This window comes from Nocardia sp. NPDC058480, assembly GCF_042720495.1.
In the GTDB taxonomy this organism is placed as follows: Bacteria; Actinomycetota; Actinomycetes; order Mycobacteriales; family Mycobacteriaceae; genus Nocardia.
In genome coordinates this window covers 140865-158027 of the sequence record NZ_JBHXMN010000006.1, presented here as the reverse complement: position 1 = coordinate 158027, position 17163 = coordinate 140865, and the positions used below count along the sequence as shown (strand labels likewise).

Sequence of the window (17163 nt, the reverse complement as noted above, 5' to 3'; positions counted from 1 at the left end):
CCGAAAGCAGCCATGACTACCGCAGACATCGTCGAAGTATGGAACGGGCCGGGACGTCGCGACGGCGACCTGACGCCGGTCTTGCCGCGCCACAACGGATTACACCCCTCGCCGAGCAAACTCGCCTTCGAGCACTGGTACTTCGACGCGCACCTCGACACCGGCCACGTGGTGATCGGCTTCCTGACCAAACGTCGACCGGAGGACCTGCCGTTGGCCCGGCCCTGGGTGGAGATGATGGTCTACGCCCCCGACGGCACCCGCCGCCAGGTGTCGCGGCGTTATCCGCACTCGGCGACCTCGTTCTCGACCGAGGCCTGTGATGTGCGCGTCGGTGCCAACACCGCGCGCACCGAGTTCCGCGAGGACGGCCTGCCGACCCACCACCTGCGGATGGCCGAGGACGGCCTGGTCTTCGACCTGCAGTTCCACAACGAGGTCCCCAGCTGGATGCCAGGCAAGGGCGAAACCCGTTTCGGCAGTAAGGATTCCTTCGGCTGGATGGTCGCCGCGCCGCGTGCCGGGGTGACCGGTGCGATCGAGCTCGACGGGGTGCGACACGAAGTCACCGGACGTGGGTATCACGACCACAACTGGGGCGTCGGCGACATGAAGAAGATCATCGAGCGCTGGCACTGGGGCAGGCTGTACGTGGAGGACTACTCGCTGCTGTTCGCCTCGGTACTGACCCAGCAGCGCCGGGGCGGACACGAGATCAGCCCCCTGATGCTCGCTCACCACTCCGATATCGTGCTGTCCACCGGCGAGACGGTCATCACCGAGGGGCCCGCGCGCTTCGACACCACCGCGGGCCGGACCTACCCCGAATGGATCGAACTGCAGGTGCCGAGCAAACTCGAACTGCGCCTGGACGTCGACCGGGTCATCCACGCCCACGACCTGCTCGACGATCTACCGGTCGTGCGTTCCCGCCTGGTCAAACCCCTGGTGCACCGGCTGGTCGGCCACCCGGGCTACTTCCGTTTCGAGTCGACCTTCGACCTGACCGTGCACACCGACGGCGCTACGGAGCGGCGCAGCGGGACAACGCTGCACGAACTGGTCGCGCTGACCTGACCACTGAGGTCGGGGAACTGCGCTCGGCGTACCGACCTGCGATGCACCGCAGGTCGGTACGCGGATCACGTGGGCGGCTCGGTGCTGGTGATGAATCGGAAGAACTCGCGGCGCTGATCCTCGGTCGGCACGGGCAGATTCTGGTTCCCGTGCACGAAGCCGATCCCGGCGAAACACATCAGGCCGGCACGCATCTCCGCCTGCTCCGCGGAGAATCCCCGATCGATCAGAGTCTTCGACAGGGTGTGGAAGATCCGCTGATCCAGTGCCTTCACCGCCTCGGCCACCTTGGCATTCGTGCGCGCCCAGTCGCGGACCGCGAGCTCGACCTGCCAGACCCGCTCCCCGGTGAGCAAGGCGCCCATCCGGGCCAAGCGCTCCTGCACCGGCAGTTCGTCGAGGTCCTGGAACCCGCGGGCCGCGTCGTTGTGATCGGCGCACCAGAACTGCGCGGTGGTCTCGAGCAGCTGGTCGATACCGTCGAAATGCCAGTAGAAGCTGCCTTTGGTAACGCCGAGCTCATCGCATACCTTGGCGATGGTGATGGCGGCGACGCCCTCGCGCAGCAGCACCCCCAGCGCCGCGTCGGTCCAGTCCTCGACGCCGAGCCTGCGCGCCGAACCGCGCGCGGCCGCCGCTTTGCGCTTGGACACCGGTGCCGTCGGCCGGGTGCTCCCTGGCTCTTCGGTCATGGTCGTCTCCTCTCGGGCTCGCGGGCGGCAAAGCCATACTCAGCCGTATAGTTGAACCTACCAAAAGGTATGGCCAGGTGATGCTCTGGCCGACATCGCCGCACGCGTCGGTGGTCGGCTGCAATGGCGCGCCGCGACAACTCGAGCTGGATGTCCGACTGGGAGAAATCGTCGTGACTCGACCGCTGAGCGGGGCACTGTCGAGACCTTGGGGACGGGGCCGAAGACGGCTGATGGGGGCTTGATGCAGAATGTGAAGGTGAGCGAGAGACCTGAGACGAAGTGTGGGGTGTTGGCTGCTGTGGGACTGATGCGTGCCGCGACCCCTGTCCGCGGTTAGTTCGATGTCGGATCAGGAAGCCGGGATGGGGCCTGGTGGAGGTCATTACGACGCGGTGGAACGGCTGCGTCGGAAGTGGGAAGCGACAAAGGCCGCCGAGGGTGATTCCGGTGCGGCGCAGGGTGGGGCGTCCAACATCGTTCGGCTGCCGAGGCCGCCGCGGCGAGGTCGCGAGGAGGTAGGCGAAGCTCGGCATAACCCTTGGTTGCCGGAGCAGGTCGATGATCCGGCGCCGACCCGCCCAGTGACCCGAGCGGAATTGCAGGGTGAAACGGGTGCGTGGCTGATGCATACCGCGGCGCAGCCCGACGGGGACGCCGAACATGAACGCAATGTCATCGACCTCGGTGCGTCACGCCGGAAACGCGCCGGTGCGGATGGTTCGCCCAGGCGTGCCCGGCCGAGGGCGATGCCCCGCAGAATCGGGTCTGCCGACACGAAGCCGGACGGCGAGCCCGGTGCCCCACCGCCGAGGTGATCACCGAGTACGCCAGGCTACCCACGCACCGTTGAGGTAAATGGGTGATTCGACCGACGCGGGCGTGGACGGGGGCCTCCTAGCGTTGGTTCATGACTACTCAACACATCGAAACGCTGATCATCGGGGCCGGTCAGGCCGGTCTTTCCTGCGGATTTCAGCTGCGGCGGAGCGGACGACCCGTCCTGATCGTCGACGGGAACGAACGAGTCGGCGACAACTGGCGCCGGCAATGGGACACGCTGCGCCTCTACACACCGGCGAAATACGATTCGCTACCCGGATTGCCGTTTCCCGCCGAGGACCGGTGGAGTTATCCGGGCAAGGACGAGGTAGCCGAGTATCTCGAAACCTACGCCTTGCAGTGGGACCTGCCGGTGCGGATGAGTACGCGGGTCGATCGATTGACCGCGCGCGCGGGCGGGGGATACGCGGCGCGCGTCGGCGACGACACCATCACCTGTGACAACGTCGTCGTCGCCACCGGGACCTTCGGGCGCACCCCGTTCGTGCCGGATTTCGCGGCCGACCTCGACCCGGGTATCCGGCAACTGCACTCGAGCCGATACCGGCGCCCGAGTCAGCTGCAATCGGGAACGGTGCTGGTGGTAGGTGCCTCGCACTCGGGCACCGACATCGCCTACGAGGTGGCCGCGGTCCAGCCGACGATCCTCAGTGGTCGTGACTGCGGCCAGCTGCCGATCCGGCTCGAGTCCCGCGCTACGCGCTTCGTCATGCCGGTGTTGGTCTTCCTGGCCAGGCATGTGATCACCCGGCGAACGCCGATCGGGCGACAGGCGATGCGTGAGATCCGGTTCCACGGCGGTCCGATGCTCCGGGTCAAACGCGCGGACCTGGCCGCACGGCAGGTTCGGCGCGAGACCTCCCGGGTCACCGGGGTGGTCGACGGGTTGCCGGTGCTGGCCGACGGCACCGTGCTCGACGTGCGCAACATCGTCTGGTGCACCGGCTTCGAGCAGGTCTTCGACTGGATCCAGGTTCCGGTGATCGGTGAGGACGGCTGGCCGCGGGAGTACCGCGGCGTGGTCGACGAGGCGCCCGGCCTGTTCTTCTGCGGGCTCAGCTTCCAATACGCGTTCAGCTCCATGCTGTGGCCCGGCGTCGGCCGAGATGCCCAGTACGTGGCACGCAGGATCGCGGCGCGGACGAATACGAGAGCGAAAGAAGCGGTGGCGCCATGAAAACCGAAAGAACGCTGGCAGTAGTTGTCGGCTCGGCCCCGGTGCTGATGACCGCGGCATTGCTGTGGCATCCGCCCATACCGGGCCGGTTGCCCGACACCGCCGCGATCGCCGACCACGTCGCGCACGATCCGACGCGATGGGGTCTGGCGCACGTGGCTGCCGCCGTCGCGTCGGCGGTGCTCATCCTCGCATTCGTGGCGATCCGGGCGCGCCTGCGGGAAGCAGGCGATCAGCGGCTCAGCGCCGCCGGCCTCGGCCTCGTCGTGGTCGCAGGCACGGCCTACGCCATGCTGGCGGGGATGGAGTTCGCGGCTCTGGCGGCACACGAGATCGGTGCGGACCCCTCGGCCGCTCAGTCCGTGATCAACCCCTGGTTCGTCGCCGTTCTGATGACCGGCGGACTGTCGTTCGCGCTGGGCATGCTCGGTTTCGCGGCGGCGATCAGACGCACCGCCGTACTGGGCTCCCGGCTGACCGCGGTCGTGGTTGTCGCTTTCGTTGTGCTGGCTGTCTCGCGATCGGTGCCGATCGGTGTCGTGCAATTCGGTGTGCAGTCGGCGGCGGCGCTGATGGCCCTTGTGCCGATCGCGTGGGCGATGTGGACAGCACGGATGTGATGACCGCGCCCGGCAGACGCGTAGGCTCACTGATAGGTGATCTGCATGGGTGTGGTCGACATCTTGCTTCGGGCCCGCAAAGCCTACGAACGTCGTGAATGGGTGGCGGCGTACGAGAGTCTGTCGGGCCTCGCGCCGGCTGAGCTCGACGACGCGGCCCTGGAAGCCGACGACTTCGCCCGCCTCGCCACCGCCGCGTACCTGACCGGCCGCGACAACGATTGCATCCAAGCATTGCAGCGGGCCTTTCAGCTGAACGTGACCGCGGGTGACACCCCGGCTGCTGTTCGGTGCTCGTTCTGGCTGGCCTTGGTTCTCATCAGCAACGGGGAAACCGCGGTGGGCGGCGGCTGGGTGGCCAGGGGCCAACGCCTGCTCGCCGATATTCCCGAGGACGTGGTGGAGCGTGGCTACCTGCTGATCCACGAGATGATGAGGCACGTGATGGCCGCCGAGTTCTCGTCGGCGTCCCAGCGAGCCGTCGAGATCGTCGGCTACGGACATCGATACGATGATCCGGACCTGATCGCGATGGGACTGGCGGCGCAGGGCCGGATCTCGCTGTACACCGGTGATGTCCGGCAGGGGCTCGCACTGTTCGACGAAGCGATGGTCGGTATCGCGGTCGGTGCCGTGTCGCCGATCTTCGCCGGTCAGGTCTATTGCACGATGATCGAGGGCTGTCAGGAGGCCTCGGACTTGGGCCGGGCCGCGGAATGGACGATCGCGCTGACGAACTGGTGTGATGCCCAACCCGGACTGGTTCCGTTCACCGGCCAATGCGCGGTACACCGCGGCCAGATCATGCGACTGCACGGCGCGTTCGACGAGGCCATCGAGGAATTCACCCGAGCCATCCGCCGATACGTCGCCGCGGGAACCACGTCGGCGGCGGGCTTCGCGTCGGCCGAGCGGGGCAAGGTGCTCCACCTTCGCGGCGACTTCGACGCCGCGCAGTCCGCCTACGACGCGGCGATCGGCTACGGGTACGAACCGCAACCGGAGCTGGCGCTGCTGTGGCTGGCCAGGGGACGGACCTCGGCGGCCGTCGCCGCCATGGACCGACTGCTGGCCGAGCCTCGCGATCCGGTGCACCGCAGCCAGCTGCTGCCCGCGGCCGTGGAAATCATGGTGGCCGCCGAGAACTTCGATCGCGCGGTCGAGCTCGACGCCGAATTATCCACCCTTGCTGCCGCATTCGGTTGCGAAGCCCTGCTCGCTATGGCCGATTACGCCGCGGGCCACGTCGCCCTCGTGGGTGATCGCCCCGCCGAGGCTATTCCCGAACTGCGCCGAGCGGCCCGACTGTGGCACACCCTCGACGCGCCGTACGAGGGCGCGCGCTGCGCGGCACTGATCGGCCGTGCGTTGCGGGTGCTGGGCGACAATGACTCGGCCGCAGGCGAACTGGACACAGCGCGTCGCACGTTGACGACTCTCGGTGCTCGCCCCGCGTGCCGGGAGATCGCCGCACTGGCGCCGACTCCGCTACCCCGCGGCCTGAGTGCCAGGGAAGTCGAGGTTCTGCGCCTGGTCGCCGTCGGCAAGACCAACCACGAGATCGCGACCGCGCTGTTCCTCAGCGAGAAGACGATCGCCCGGCACCTGTCCAACATCTTCGTCAAGATCGAGGTGACCTCGCGAACCGCGGCCGCCGCCTTCGCCTACGAGCACCAGCTGGCCGACCAGCACTGACCTGGCCGAGTACGCCCTACGCGGTAGCCGCGGCCGTCGATTCGATCCACACCGTCAACACGTCCGCTGCGCGGTCGATGAGGCGTTGCCGGTCCATCTGCGGTTCTCGTTCCACCGCGATGCGCAGCGCGGCCGAAAATGCCAGTGTCATACCGATATACACGTATTCCTCCACCTCGGTGTCCGGCAGATCGGGGCGGCGATGGGCGATGAAGAGTCGGCAGAACTGGGCGATCTGTCCTTCCACCGCGGGCAGGATGTTGCTCTGCAGGCCCATCGGCACTTCGCTGGCGAGCGCGCTGATGATGGCCCGATCGCGTTCGAGCGCATCCACCAGGCAGACGAAGAGTTGCCGGACCGCGACTGCCGGTTCGAACGACAACGAGGCACCGATCGCCTTGATCAATTCCTGGGTCATCTCGGCGCTGGCGCGGTCGCGGAGCGCGGCCAGCAATTCGTTCTTGTCGGCGAAGTAGCGGTAAACGGTACCGATGCCGATATCGGCTTCCGCTGCGATGTGATTCGTCGTCAATCCTTGGTACCCATGACGGACCAAAAGCCGAGCAGTCGCGTCCAGAATGTTGTCGATCGTGGCTCGAGAGCGCCGCTGAACTGGACGATAACGTGCTGACCTGGCCATGTAGGCAGTGCATCACCGCTCGCAGTCGATGTCAATAACCGAGTTGAAGCGGAGCAATTTTCGGCTATAGCCTCGAAAGGCATTGCTGCGTCGGCGGATGCGCAGCGCCGGTGAGTGGAGTCGAGCCATGTCAGCTTCAACGTCGAAGTCGGCCGGTGACACCGGCGGCGCGTCCCACGCGTTCGACTACTACTACCGGCCGGGGATGGCACTACGGCCGTGGCCGCAACGTTCAACCGGCAATCGTGAGCTGTGGGATTGCGCGCGGCGCGGTTTCGTCGAGCCGATGGTCGCGCCTGCGCGACTGTCGGCACCGGGACCGTTGGTCGGCGTGGTCGCCGATCATCAATGGCAGGGCGACGAACTCATGGACGAGGTGGTGCTCGCTTTTCGCCGGATCGGCATGGCCGAGGGCAGGCGAATGCTCGAGCACGCGTTGGATCACGGGATCGAGACGGTGCCCGACGCACCGGCGGAGCTCGTTCGCCTGTTCGCGAGCCTCGACAATCCGCCGGCCTGGCACGATCCGCAACGCTGGGAACGGGGACGTCAGGTCTGGATCAACGCCTCGTTCGCCGGTAAGGCGGGCATGGCGGTGATGGACGCGCTGGCCACCTTCGTCGGCAATGACGTCTCGACCGCGACCGGTGCGACGCGACGGTTCATCAACGACTATCAGCGACGGATGTTCGAGAGCTACACCTGGTTCTGGAATGTCACCCGCGAGAGCGCGATGGACCGGCACTCGCCGTTCTTCACCGACACCGTCAAGGTTCGGCTGATGCACTCGCAGGTTCGCGCTGGACTGCGCCGAACCTGGGGCGAGGAGAGTTTCGAGCGCGACGGCTGCCCGATCTCGTGCACCGCGATGCTGATGGGCGCCATCTCGTTCGGCATCCTGCCGATGCTCGTCGACCTGGCCCACGGCCGCGAGCACGCACAGGCCGATCTCGATGACGCGATGGTCTATTGGGCACATATCGCCTACGTGTTCGGCGTCGCCGAGGAAGTCATTCCGACCACCGCGGCCGACGGCATCGAACTGCTGAACTACTACCTGCCCTACACCGGCGGCCCCACCGAGGCGACCGCCGCGATGTCGGAGGCCGCCGCGGCGAGCCTGTCCGATGAGGACGGGAACCTCACGCTGAAAGGCCGCGCCGTCACCGGCCCGCTACTCGCCATGATGGCCTACTTCGGCGGTGAACCCGCCGTGCGTGCCCTCGTCGCGACGACGCCCGCGCGGGACATCCCGATCGCCGGGTGGGTACGGCTCATCGGCCTGCTGGTCGTCGCCAACGTTCGGGTGAACAGGCTGTTCGACAAACTTCCGTTCCGCAGTGCGCGATTGCGAAGGCGTGCCGCCAAAGGCGACCGCTTCTGGCGTCTCAATGTGCTGACTTCGCGTGCGGCCGCGAAACGCAAGGGAATCCTGACGACTCCCTACGACCATCACGACACCACGTCATAGCCGCCCTCAGAGAGCCACCTTGCGAGCCGGCGGTCTACGCAGTGCCGTGCGAAGCGTCCTACACCACAAGGGGATCGGCGCCCACCTGCTCGAACGTATTCGACGAGAGCACCGGCATGAGGTTCCTTTGCTTCCTGTTCTTCGTCCTGCACGCTGGCTGAGGGCCGCTGGCTTCCCGTGGACGTGAGGCGCACTGGAACCGGTCGTGGTAAATGTGGTGGGTAACTGGGGCCGCTCGGCGCAGGGTCGAGGCCGTGAGTTCGGGGGAGCTATGCCTGCGATTGCCAGATTCGGGGCGGTTTCGCTCGACAGCCGGGATCCGCGGCATCTCGGGCAGTTCTATAGAGCGTTGCTCGATTTCGAGATTCGGTACGAATCCGATGAGCTGGTGGTGCTTCGCGGCGCGGGAGTGACACTGACGATCGAGCAGGTAGCGGACCATATACCGCCGGACTGGCCGGGGAATCAGGTGCCCAAGCAGATGCATCTCGATCTGTTTGTGACAGACCTCGATAGCGCGGAGGTGGCGGCGATCGACCTGGGCGCGGTCAAGGCTGCCTTTCAGCCCGCTCCGGATAGGTGGCGGGTGCTTCTGGACCCCTCGGGGCACCCTTTCTGCCTTACGGTGCCATCTGCCGGCGGTGAGTGAAGCCGTTGGTGCGGTGGCGATCCGGCTCGAACCCACCCCGGCCCCTTGATCTCAGAGCTGCGATTGCACCTCGGCGGCGATGAGTTCCAGGTGGTCGAGGTCGGCGAGATCGAGGATCTGTAGGTAGATCCGGCTGGCACCGATCTCGCGATAGTGGGCGATCTTGTCGACGACCTCGGCGGGTGAACCGGCCAGGCCGTTGGTCTTCAGCTCGTCGACCTCGCGGCCGATCGCGGCGGCCCGGCGCGCCACCTCGGCGTCGGTGCGCCCGACGCAGGCGACCAGGGCGTTGGAGTACACCAGTTCATCGGTGCGCCCGGCCGTGCGCACCGCGGCGCGCACCCGGTCGAACTGGGCGGCGCTGTCGGCGACCGAGGCGAACGGCATGTTGAACTCGGTGGCATAGCGGGCCGCCAGGCGCGGGGTGCGGACCTTGCCGTTGCCGCCGATGATCACCGGCACCGGATCCTGCACCGGCTTGGGCAGGGCGGGGGAGTCGGTGAGCTGATAGTGGGCGCCGTCGAAGCTGAACGTGGCTCCCGGCTTGGTCTCCCACAGCCCGGTGACGATGGCCAGCTGCTCCTCGAGCAGACCGAAACGGTTGTCCGGGAACGGGATTCCGTACGCCGCGTGTTCGGCGGCGAACCAGCCGCTGCCGAGGCCGAGTTCGACCCGCCCGCCCGACATCTGATCCACCTGGGCGACCTGGATGGCCAGTGGTCCCGGCATCCGGAAGGTGGCGGCGGTGACCAGGGTGCCCAGCCGGATCCGGGAGGTGTCCCTGGCCAGCCCGGCCAGGGTGATCCAGGCGTCGGTCGGGCCGGGCAGGCCCGAGGCATCGCCCATGGCGAGGTAGTGGTCGGAACGGAAGAACGCGTCGAAGTCGAGCTCCTCGGTGGCGCGCGCCACCGACAGCAAGGTGTCGTAGTCGGCGCCCTGCTGGGGCTCGGTGAAGATGCGGAGGTCCATGATCACCATCGTGCCCGATGCGTACCGGGTACGCAGGTCGCAGCGAGCAAGCTCACGACGGCCGGCCAGGCAACTCGGCATGCGTGAGTGGACGCAGATCGAAGGTTGCATAATCAGGTGGTGCACTCTGGTGATGGTCTGTTCGATCGGCGCCTGTCCGACCGCGCGCGTGAGGTGATCCGCCGAGGTGCCGAGATCGCGATGAACGCGCCGGAGGAGTGGCTCGACGAACTAGGCCTATCGGGTCGGTCGAGATGTCGCATGGCGGCGGTGGATGACCATCGTCTTCATCCTGACGCCCGACCCGTTCGAGCTGCAAGAGGTCTTCGAGGTCACCGCCGCATCGATCGCCGGATTCGTCGACGGCACTGTCGAGGCGATCACCGAGGTCATCGGTGAGGTGCGCGACGAGCTCGCCCGCGGCTCGTATGCCGAACGCCGGGAAACGATTTCGCTGATTCTCGAGGGCGAGCCGATCAATATCGAACGCGCGGCGACCCGCCTCGGATACCGGCTCGACACCACCCATACCGCTGCTATCGCCTGGAGTGACATCCCCGGTGCCGAACTCGAGGAACCGCATCGGGTGACCAGAGCCCTCGCACAAGCCGCCGGTGCGGCGACGGCGCTGAGCCTGCTCGCCAGCGCGGCCACCCTGTGGGTGTGGGTGCCCGGCCCCACGGCGCCCGACACCGCGGCACTGACCGAAGCGCTGGACCATATCCCCGGCGTGCGTATCGCCATCGGCTCGACCGGTCGAAACCTCGCGGGCTTCCGGACGAGTCACCTCGACGCACAGGCCGCGCACCGAATCCTCGCCCGCCCGCACAGCACCCGGCGCACGGTCACCGTCAGCGAGGTGCAATTGACCTCGCTGATCACCGAAAACGGTGCTCAGGCAGACCGTTTCATCAAGTACACCCTCGGTGATCTGGAACATGCCGACAGCGAACTGCGGGAATCGGTGCTCATCTACATCAACGAGCAATGCAACGCCACGCGCGCTGCGGCGCGCCTGTTCACCCACCGGAATACGATATTGCGCAGGCTGGCCCGCGCCGACGAGTTACTGCCTCGCCCGCTGGCGGAGAACAGTGTGCACATCGCTGTCGCGCTGGATGCGCTGGACTGGCGGCAGGGCATGCCTCAGTCCACGTGAGCGGCTTACCTCGCAGCGCCGACCGGGGTGAGGCGGTGCGTGCCTCGCAGGCCCTTGAGGGTCGCGTCGCGACCGGTCCCGATGGTGAGTTTCGTACTGCGACCGATCGCCTCCAGCACCGGCTCGCTGATCAGCACTTCCCCGCCCTCGGCCTGCGCGGTGACGCGCGCGGCCATGGCGACGTTGCGTCCGAACAGATCATCACCCCGGCGGACGGAGGTCCCCATGTGGATACCGATCCGGACCCTGAAATCGGTTGCGGCCCGTGATGATCCGGCGTCCTTGTGTAGCGCGGCCTGGATCGCGAGGCCGCAGCCGACCGCCTGCTCGGGAGCGGCGAAGGCGATCATGTAGCCGTCGCCCTGGTTCTTGACCACATGGCCACCGCGGTCCTGCACACATCGCGTGACGAGGCGGTTGTGGCGGTCCAGTAGCTTGACCCAAGCATGGTCGCCCAGTTGTTCGTTGAGGGCGGTCGATTGCTCGATGTCGGAGAACATGATAACGACGTTGCCGTCCGGCGCCAGCCTGGCCAGGTCGGGACGCTCGACCCGCGCCCAGCCCGCGAGGTCTTCGATGGAGGTCAGCACGGCAGCACGAAAACCTTTGGTACGCACCAGGTCCGCGGTCTGCCAGGCTGTTCGCACCGCCTCGCGACCGCCGACCACCAACCGCTGCGTCGTCGTGGCCCGACGCGGTGCCGGCCGTTTGCGCCGACTTCGGGCAAGCAGGATCGACAGGGTGATCAGGCCGACGGCTTCACCGGCGGCGACGATCGCGAGCACGACGATCACGACTGTGTTCATCGGATAAACCCTGGCCGAGTCGCGTCGCTGGCCGAACCCTGTAGCGGCTGCGCGCCCGAGCTGTTCACGCCAAAATAGTACACAGGCGTTCACTGGAATTTCGACCGGCATGTTCGGTGCATGCCGACGGCCGTCGGTCCCTCGTAGCCGACCCGGCCCCGTCCCCTTCTTTCGTCGTACCGAGGTCGATGTACAGCTGAAATGGCCCAACATTCGAGCCTCGACGTGACGCGGCCGAGAGCTGAGCGGAAGGTCGCGGAGAAGGTCATGCGTCCGCGTGCGCCGGAACCGCAGCACCGTCCGTACCGTGTTTCGGTGTACGGGTGACATACTTGGAAGGCCTCCGGTGGTGCATGGTGCACTATGAGAATCTCATTCGGGTGCGAAACGCCATTGGAACGCGAGACGGTGAGAACGCACGATGGAGCGCAAACACCCGAAAGGAGGAAATGTGCGCATGCCGAACAGCGCCCTGTCGGCCCCGATCGTGACGATGGCAGGTCGGCCGTTGGTCGACTGTCTCCCGGCGGCGTCAACGATTTCGGGCAAGATCATGAGCCGATACCTCGTCGATAGCGCACTGTCCGGCAGAGTGCCACTAGCGACCTTGCGTCGCGATGTCACCGCGACGGTGAAGGCATGCCTCGAGCTGGCCGCCAGGCTCCTCGCTGGTGAGGACGCTGCGAAACCACTGGCCGAGGTGCGCTTCGGCGTCATGGAATGGGCACACCAGGGCGTGCTCATCGACTCGATGCATACGGCAGTGCACACCGCCACGCGGATGGTGTTCGACCATCTCACCGCGCAGGCCGAGCCCGCAGCGGATCACCGGGCCGTGGCCCGGGTGACGCAGGTGTTCGTCGAGCTCACCAGCCGGCTCGCCACCGTGATTTCACAGGCGTACACGAGTGAGATGCGCGCTGCGGGGAGTGATGCCGCCGACGCTGTGGCCGCGGCTCTGATCGCCGGAAACGCAACACCGGCCATGGCCCGTGCCCGCGGGGTGCGGCTGGCCGAAAGCTACGTCGTCTTCGCTGTGGCGTTCGTGGCGCACAACGAAGAGCAGCCGCTCCTGGATCGACAGATCATCTCCCGCCGAACAATTCGCCGAGTCAGAGCCGAGGTGTCGCACCAGTGGGCTGACCATGCGTTGATGCAGATCGGTGCCGACTCGGCGACTCTGCTGATTCCGCAAGACCACTTCGATCCCGCAGGGGCAGAACGGCTCGTCGAGCACCTTGCCGTCGCGGCGCAGACGAGGATTCGCGCCACGTTCGTGTCGGCAAGAGCAGACGGAATCTCCGAAGAGATCGAGCGCGTGCGCGCGGTGCTCGACATCATGCGTCGCCTGCGCCGAGACGGGCTGGAGCGTTTCGAGGATCTGTCGCTGGAATATCAGCTGTCGAGGCCGGGCGCGGTCGGCCGACACTTGGCCGCGGCGTTGGACTCGCTCGACAAGCATCCGGTTCTGCTGGAGACGTTGAAGGCCCATCTCGCGACCCGCTCCACCCGCGTGCGCACGGCGCATGTACTGCACATACATCCCAACACCGTCGACTATCGGCTGAACAAGATCGCCGAGATCACCGGATTGGACCCGATGCACTCGGACGGGGTCTGGCGCCTGCGTTCTGCGCTCGTGGCCCGCATGATCGGTGTCGCCGATCAGGAGTCGGCCAACCGGGGCGACCCGGAACAGACTGCGCCCGCCGCACAGGCTTGCTGATCGGCGCGGCCCCGACAGCCCCCCGGCGCACTGTCGCGATCGACGTGGTTCACAGTTGCTCCCGTCCGGGAAAGTCGTCGAGCATTCCGCGTGATGTGCCGATCAGGGTGCGGGCGGCGTCAGCCTGGTGACCGTCCCGAGGGGACGCGTGACGGACAACGCGTTCGGGTCCCAACTGGGTCCGGACCTGATCCGCCCGCGCATCGAGCTGACGATTCGGCAGTCAGATGTGACTGTAACGTTGCCATCGGAGCAGAAAGGACCACCGGTGGTGACACGTGCTGAACAGCGAGACGCGACACGCGCGCGCATCTTGGAGGTGGCGACCGAGCTACTGATCGAACGTGGCTATTCAGCTTTGACCACCGTGGCCGTGCAGCAGCGGGCGGGTCTGAGTCGCGGTGCGCTCCTGCATCATTTCCCGACCGCGCGCGATCTGTCGGAGGCGCTTGTCGCCGATCTGGTCGTGCTCAACGAAGCGGCGACGCAGGCGGCGGCGGCGACCTTGGGTGACGCCGTCGACCCGGTAGAGCGTGCGCTGTCGGCCCTGTACTCGGCGTTGACGCAACCGCCCGCGCGGGCCGAGTTCGCGCTGTGGGCCGCGGCAGGCACCGATCCCGATCTCGCCGCCGCGCTGCGGGTGGCCGAGCGCAAGGCGGGGCGCGATCTGCACCGGGTGGTCGATGGGTTGTTCGGGGCGCCGATCGTGGCGCATCCGCGCTACCCGGCCGTTCGTGATCTGACCATCGCCGTCTTGCGGGGGCTCGCGGGCACGCGCGCGCTGCAGTCCTCGGATCAGGCGAACCGAGTCGTCCTCGCGCAGTGGGCCGACGCGATTCGGATCTTGTTGGCGCCCGGTCACATCAGCGAGGCCGACGGATAGAGCTCGTCGACGCCGACGAGCGGTCGCGGAGGATCGGCGAAGGCGAGACGGGTGCCCACTTCTTGCGCGTCGGTCGTCGACAACCTGGCGAGCCGTGGATGTCAATCCTGGTCGGGGAGTCGACGGTCGAACTCGGCCCGTTTGTAGTCGCCGTAGGGTTCGTCGCGTTCGCGGACTGCCTCCCGGAAACCGACTGTGGCGGCACGCAATTGGAATGCGTAGCCTTCCCTGGTGTGGCGGGAGATGCCGTCGAAGACGGTGCTGATCATGCCGGAGTTGGCCACGCCTTGGGACAGCAGCGCCGAATTGAGCGCGAGTTTGGCCATCATCAGCTGGTTGACCGGCATGCGGGCGATCCGGCCGACCAGCTCTTCGGTGCGTTCGTCGAGCTCCTCCGCCGGGCACGATTCCACCGCCAGCCCCCATTCCTCGGCTTGCTTGCCGCTGATGCTGTCGCCGGTGAAGAGCAACCGCTTGGCGCGGGCGTCGCCGATACGGTGGGCCCACATCCCGGCCGCGGGAATGCCCCAGGTGCGGGCCGGTGGGTAGCCGATCTTGGTGTCGTCGGCGCAGATGATCTGGTCGCTGTACAGGGCGATGTCGGTGCCGCCTGCGATGGCGAAGCCGTGCAGTTTCGCGACGGTGGGCTTGTTGGCGTGCAGCAGGCTGGCGAAGCCCTTGTTGCAGCGGCTCATCATCGCGTAGTCGATCATCGGATCCCAGGTGCCCCACGGGTTGTGATTGACCGCGTTCACTACCGGGTCGAGTACGGTGCCGGTGATCTCGTCGGGGCCTTCGGCGGTTCGGAAGCCCTTCTCCGCGAACATGTCCAGGTCGTAGCCGCCGCAGAAGCCCTTACCGCGGCCACTGACCAGGATCACGTGCACGCGTGGGTCCAGGTCGGCTCGCTCGACGGCGTGAGCGAGGTCGCGTGGGGTGTCCGGGGTGATCGAGTTGCCCTTCTCTGGGCGGTTGAACGTGATGCGGGCAATACGTCCGTCGCGCTCGTAGGTGAGGGTCGAGTAGTCGTAGTCATAGTCGGGCTCGGGGCGATCCTGCCACGGCGAGTCGGGGACTTCTGTCCAGTTGTCGTACCAGCCCGCGGGGCGGTTGCCTGCGTGCGGAGGAGTCTCCGACATAGATAGTCCTTTCGATCGCTGGTCCGGCGCGGACTGCTCGCCAGGTGTTGTGCAGCATGGCCGATCGAGCATTGACAGTCAAGAGTGACTGTGAAAGCGTCTGGGCTGTGGTCAGCCGCGTGGTGCGTACATGATGACCGCGACGCCGACCAGGCAGATCGCTGCGCCGGTGACGTCCCAGCGGTCGGGCCGGAAACCGTCGAGCGCCATACCCCAGAGCAGTGATCCGGCGACGAATACCCCGCCGTAGGCGGCGAGGATGCGTCCGAAGTTCGCGTCGGGCTGCAATGTCGCGACGAACCCGTATACGCCGAGTGCGATGATGCCCGCCCCGATCCAGGCCCAGCCGCGGTGCTCGCGCACGCCCTGCCAGACCAGCCAGGCCCCGCCGATCTCGGCGATGGCGGCCAGGACGAACAGCAGGATCGAGCGCGCCACAGTCATGCGCAGAGCCTAGAAGTCGGCTGCCTGGTCACCGTGGTGCCCCACCCTCGACCCGAAACGGAGACGATCCACCCTTTTCTGAATACAGATTCAGATGTACTGTTTGGCTATGGAGACATTGCCGGTGCTGCACACCGACGCGCTTGCCCGATTCGGGCATGCGCTGTCGGACCCGACTCGCACCCAGATCCTGCTGAATCTGCGGCAGTCGCCGGGGTACCCGTCGCAGCTCGCCGAGCGCATCGGGGTAACGCGCCAGATCTTGTCCAATCACCTGGCCTGTCTGCGTGGATGCGGTCTGGTCGTCGCAGTTCCCGAAGGGCGGCGCAGTCGTTACGAGCTCGCCGACGCTCGCATCGGCGCCGCTCTCGATGACCTGCTCGGACTGGTCCTTGCCGTAGATCCGGCGTGCTGCCCGGATGCGGACACCGATGGGTGCTGCTGATGGCCGCACTCGGTATGCTCTCGTTGCCATCCGCTGTGCGGGTAGGGCCTGATCCGGCGCGTAAAGCGTTGTTGTCGAAGCGGATTCGCTGGTTTGTCGCCGCGACGATCACCTACAACGTGATCGAGGCGATCATCGCTCTCACCGAGGGTGTTCGGGTGTCCTCCACCGCGCTGATCGGGTTCGGTCTGGACTCGGTGATCGAGGTGTCCTCCGCCGCCGCGGTCGCGTGGCAGTTCGCCGGACGCGACCCCGAGAAGCGGGAGAAGGTCGCGCTGCGCATCATCGCGTTCTCCTTCTTCGCCCTGGCCGCCTACGTCACCATCGACTCGCTGCGCGCCCTGTTCGGTATCGGCGAGGCCAGGCACTCCACGGTCGGGATCGCGCTGGCCGCGGCCAGTCTGGTCATCATGCCGGTCCTCTCGGCCGCGCAACGCCGCGCCGGACGTGAACTCGGATCCGCCTCTGCCGTGGCCGATTCCGAACAAACCCTGCTGTGCACCTATCTCTCGGCGGTGCTGCTGGTCGGATTGCTGCTCAACAGCCTGCTTGGCTGGTCGTTGGCCGATCCGATCGCGGCGCTGGTGATCGCGGTGATCGCGGTGAAGGAAGGTCTCAACGCCTGGAAAGGCGATACGTGCTGTGCGACACCACCGATCGGTGCCGCCGCGAAACCCACCGTCCAGGCCGATTCCTGCGCCTGCTGCGACGACTGAAATCGAGGAAGA

General features: G+C 66.6%; 17 protein-coding genes. 11 read left to right on the top strand and 6 right to left on the bottom strand.

Annotated elements, in window-relative coordinates; translation table 11 throughout:
* The first annotated feature begins 12 nt into the window (after positions 1-12).
* Positions 13-1077 carry a lipocalin-like domain-containing protein gene (locus ACFWO8_RS17245; protein WP_378951434.1) on the top strand — a complete coding sequence of 355 codons (1065 nt, stop codon included), beginning with the start codon at positions 13-15 and terminating at the stop codon, positions 1075-1077.
* Positions 1078-1142: 65 nt separating this feature from the next.
* Here ACFWO8_RS17245 and ACFWO8_RS17240 read toward each other — a convergent pair whose 3' ends face one another.
* Complete coding sequence (locus ACFWO8_RS17240; protein ID WP_378951431.1) at positions 1143-1769, bottom strand: TetR/AcrR family transcriptional regulator; 627 nt, start codon at positions 1767-1769, stop codon at positions 1143-1145.
* 910 nt (positions 1770-2679) lie between these two features.
* Here ACFWO8_RS17240 and ACFWO8_RS17235 point away from each other — a divergent pair.
* Genes ACFWO8_RS17235 through ACFWO8_RS17225 form a run of 3 tightly spaced genes read left to right on the top strand, consistent with a single transcriptional unit; the run spans position 2680 to position 6104 of the window.
* Complete coding sequence (locus ACFWO8_RS17235; protein ID WP_378951428.1) at positions 2680-3789, top strand: flavin-containing monooxygenase; 1110 nt, start codon at positions 2680-2682, stop codon at positions 3787-3789.
* Entirely contained in the window at positions 3786-4409 is a 624-nt protein-coding gene (locus ACFWO8_RS17230) for a hypothetical protein (protein ID WP_378951425.1), read from the top strand. Before ACFWO8_RS17235 ends, ACFWO8_RS17230 begins: the two co-directional genes overlap by 4 nt.
* A gap of 45 nt (positions 4410-4454) precedes the next feature.
* Positions 4455-6104: a LuxR C-terminal-related transcriptional regulator gene (locus ACFWO8_RS17225; RefSeq protein WP_378951422.1), complete on the top strand. Its 1650-nt coding sequence runs from the start codon at positions 4455-4457 to the stop codon at positions 6102-6104.
* A 16-nt stretch (positions 6105-6120) separates the two neighbouring features.
* On the opposite strand, the gene ACFWO8_RS17220 is transcribed toward ACFWO8_RS17225, so the two are convergent.
* Complete coding sequence (locus tag ACFWO8_RS17220; RefSeq protein ID WP_378951419.1) at positions 6121-6744, bottom strand: TetR/AcrR family transcriptional regulator; 624 nt, start codon at positions 6742-6744, stop codon at positions 6121-6123.
* A 127-nt stretch (positions 6745-6871) separates the two neighbouring features.
* On the opposite strand from ACFWO8_RS17220, the gene ACFWO8_RS17215 reads away from it, so the two are divergent.
* Both ACFWO8_RS17215 and ACFWO8_RS17210 read left to right on the top strand, forming a co-directional pair.
* Entirely contained in the window at positions 6872-8215 is a 1344-nt protein-coding gene (locus ACFWO8_RS17215; protein WP_378951416.1) for an oxygenase MpaB family protein, read from the top strand.
* A gap of 271 nt (positions 8216-8486) precedes the next feature.
* A complete protein-coding gene (locus tag ACFWO8_RS17210) occupies positions 8487-8864 on the top strand; it encodes a VOC family protein (RefSeq protein ID WP_378951413.1) in 378 nt (125 codons plus the stop codon).
* A 51-nt stretch (positions 8865-8915) separates the two neighbouring features.
* Here ACFWO8_RS17210 and ACFWO8_RS17205 read toward each other — a convergent pair whose 3' ends face one another.
* The gene (locus tag ACFWO8_RS17205; protein ID WP_378951408.1) at positions 8916-9833 is read right to left on the bottom strand and encodes an LLM class F420-dependent oxidoreductase; all 918 of its coding nucleotides are present in this window, start codon (positions 9831-9833) and stop codon (positions 8916-8918) included.
* 274 nt (positions 9834-10107) lie between these two features.
* Between ACFWO8_RS17205 and ACFWO8_RS17200 the strand changes: the two genes are divergently transcribed.
* Complete coding sequence (locus ACFWO8_RS17200) at positions 10108-10992, top strand: PucR family transcriptional regulator (protein ID WP_378951405.1); 885 nt, start codon at positions 10108-10110, stop codon at positions 10990-10992.
* Between the two features lie 5 nt (positions 10993-10997).
* Here ACFWO8_RS17200 and ACFWO8_RS17195 read toward each other — a convergent pair whose 3' ends face one another.
* A complete protein-coding gene (locus ACFWO8_RS17195) occupies positions 10998-11798 on the bottom strand; it encodes an adenylate/guanylate cyclase domain-containing protein (RefSeq protein ID WP_378952038.1) in 801 nt (266 codons plus the stop codon).
* A gap of 457 nt (positions 11799-12255) precedes the next feature.
* On the opposite strand from ACFWO8_RS17195, the gene ACFWO8_RS17190 reads away from it, so the two are divergent.
* Positions 12256-13524, top strand: a complete 1269-nt coding sequence (locus ACFWO8_RS17190; RefSeq protein ID WP_378951402.1) for a PucR family transcriptional regulator — start codon at positions 12256-12258, stop codon at positions 13522-13524.
* A gap of 268 nt (positions 13525-13792) precedes the next feature.
* The gene (locus tag ACFWO8_RS17185; protein ID WP_378951399.1) at positions 13793-14407 is read left to right on the top strand and encodes a TetR/AcrR family transcriptional regulator; all 615 of its coding nucleotides are present in this window, start codon (positions 13793-13795) and stop codon (positions 14405-14407) included.
* 101 nt (positions 14408-14508) lie between these two features.
* Here ACFWO8_RS17185 and ACFWO8_RS17180 read toward each other — a convergent pair whose 3' ends face one another.
* Positions 14509-15546 carry a crotonase/enoyl-CoA hydratase family protein gene (locus tag ACFWO8_RS17180; RefSeq protein ID WP_378951396.1) on the bottom strand — a complete coding sequence of 346 codons (1038 nt, stop codon included), beginning with the start codon at positions 15544-15546 and terminating at the stop codon, positions 14509-14511.
* A gap of 111 nt (positions 15547-15657) precedes the next feature.
* Positions 15658-15990, bottom strand: coding sequence for a YnfA family protein (locus ACFWO8_RS17175; protein ID WP_378951392.1), 333 nt, complete (start codon positions 15988-15990; stop codon positions 15658-15660).
* Between the two features lie 109 nt (positions 15991-16099).
* On the opposite strand from ACFWO8_RS17175, the gene ACFWO8_RS17170 reads away from it, so the two are divergent.
* Together ACFWO8_RS17170 and ACFWO8_RS17165 are read left to right on the top strand one after the other, a co-directional pair.
* Positions 16100-16435, top strand: coding sequence for an ArsR/SmtB family transcription factor (locus tag ACFWO8_RS17170; protein WP_378951389.1), 336 nt, complete (start codon positions 16100-16102; stop codon positions 16433-16435).
* A complete protein-coding gene (locus ACFWO8_RS17165; protein WP_378951386.1) occupies positions 16435-17151 on the top strand; it encodes a cation transporter in 717 nt (238 codons plus the stop codon). The genes ACFWO8_RS17170 and ACFWO8_RS17165 overlap by 1 nt, the downstream gene beginning before the upstream one ends.
* Positions 17152-17163 lie beyond the last annotated feature (12 nt).

Coding starts and splice junctions, on each gene's coding strand:
- ACFWO8_RS17245 (WP_378951434.1), top strand. CDS start 13: ATGACTACCGCAGACATCGTCGAAGTATGGAACGGGCCGGGACGTCGC.
- ACFWO8_RS17240 (WP_378951431.1), bottom strand. CDS start 1,769: ATGACCGAAGAGCCAGGGAGCACCCGGCCGACGGCACCGGTGTCCAAG.
- ACFWO8_RS17235 (WP_378951428.1), top strand. CDS start 2,680: ATGACTACTCAACACATCGAAACGCTGATCATCGGGGCCGGTCAGGCC.
- ACFWO8_RS17230 (WP_378951425.1), top strand. CDS start 3,786: ATGAAAACCGAAAGAACGCTGGCAGTAGTTGTCGGCTCGGCCCCGGTG.
- ACFWO8_RS17225 (WP_378951422.1), top strand. CDS start 4,455: ATGGGTGTGGTCGACATCTTGCTTCGGGCCCGCAAAGCCTACGAACGT.
- ACFWO8_RS17220 (WP_378951419.1), bottom strand. CDS start 6,744: ATGGCCAGGTCAGCACGTTATCGTCCAGTTCAGCGGCGCTCTCGAGCC.
- ACFWO8_RS17215 (WP_378951416.1), top strand. CDS start 6,872: ATGTCAGCTTCAACGTCGAAGTCGGCCGGTGACACCGGCGGCGCGTCC.
- ACFWO8_RS17210 (WP_378951413.1), top strand. CDS start 8,487: ATGCCTGCGATTGCCAGATTCGGGGCGGTTTCGCTCGACAGCCGGGAT.
- ACFWO8_RS17205 (WP_378951408.1), bottom strand. CDS start 9,833: ATGGACCTCCGCATCTTCACCGAGCCCCAGCAGGGCGCCGACTACGAC.
- ACFWO8_RS17200 (WP_378951405.1), top strand. CDS start 10,108: ATGACCATCGTCTTCATCCTGACGCCCGACCCGTTCGAGCTGCAAGAG.
- ACFWO8_RS17195 (WP_378952038.1), bottom strand. CDS start 11,798: ATGAACACAGTCGTGATCGTCGTGCTCGCGATCGTCGCCGCCGGTGAA.
- ACFWO8_RS17190 (WP_378951402.1), top strand. CDS start 12,256: ATGCCGAACAGCGCCCTGTCGGCCCCGATCGTGACGATGGCAGGTCGG.
- ACFWO8_RS17180 (WP_378951396.1), bottom strand. CDS start 15,546: ATGTCGGAGACTCCTCCGCACGCAGGCAACCGCCCCGCGGGCTGGTAC.
- ACFWO8_RS17175 (WP_378951392.1), bottom strand. CDS start 15,990: ATGACTGTGGCGCGCTCGATCCTGCTGTTCGTCCTGGCCGCCATCGCC.
- ACFWO8_RS17170 (WP_378951389.1), top strand. CDS start 16,100: ATGGAGACATTGCCGGTGCTGCACACCGACGCGCTTGCCCGATTCGGG.
- ACFWO8_RS17165 (WP_378951386.1), top strand. CDS start 16,435: ATGGCCGCACTCGGTATGCTCTCGTTGCCATCCGCTGTGCGGGTAGGG.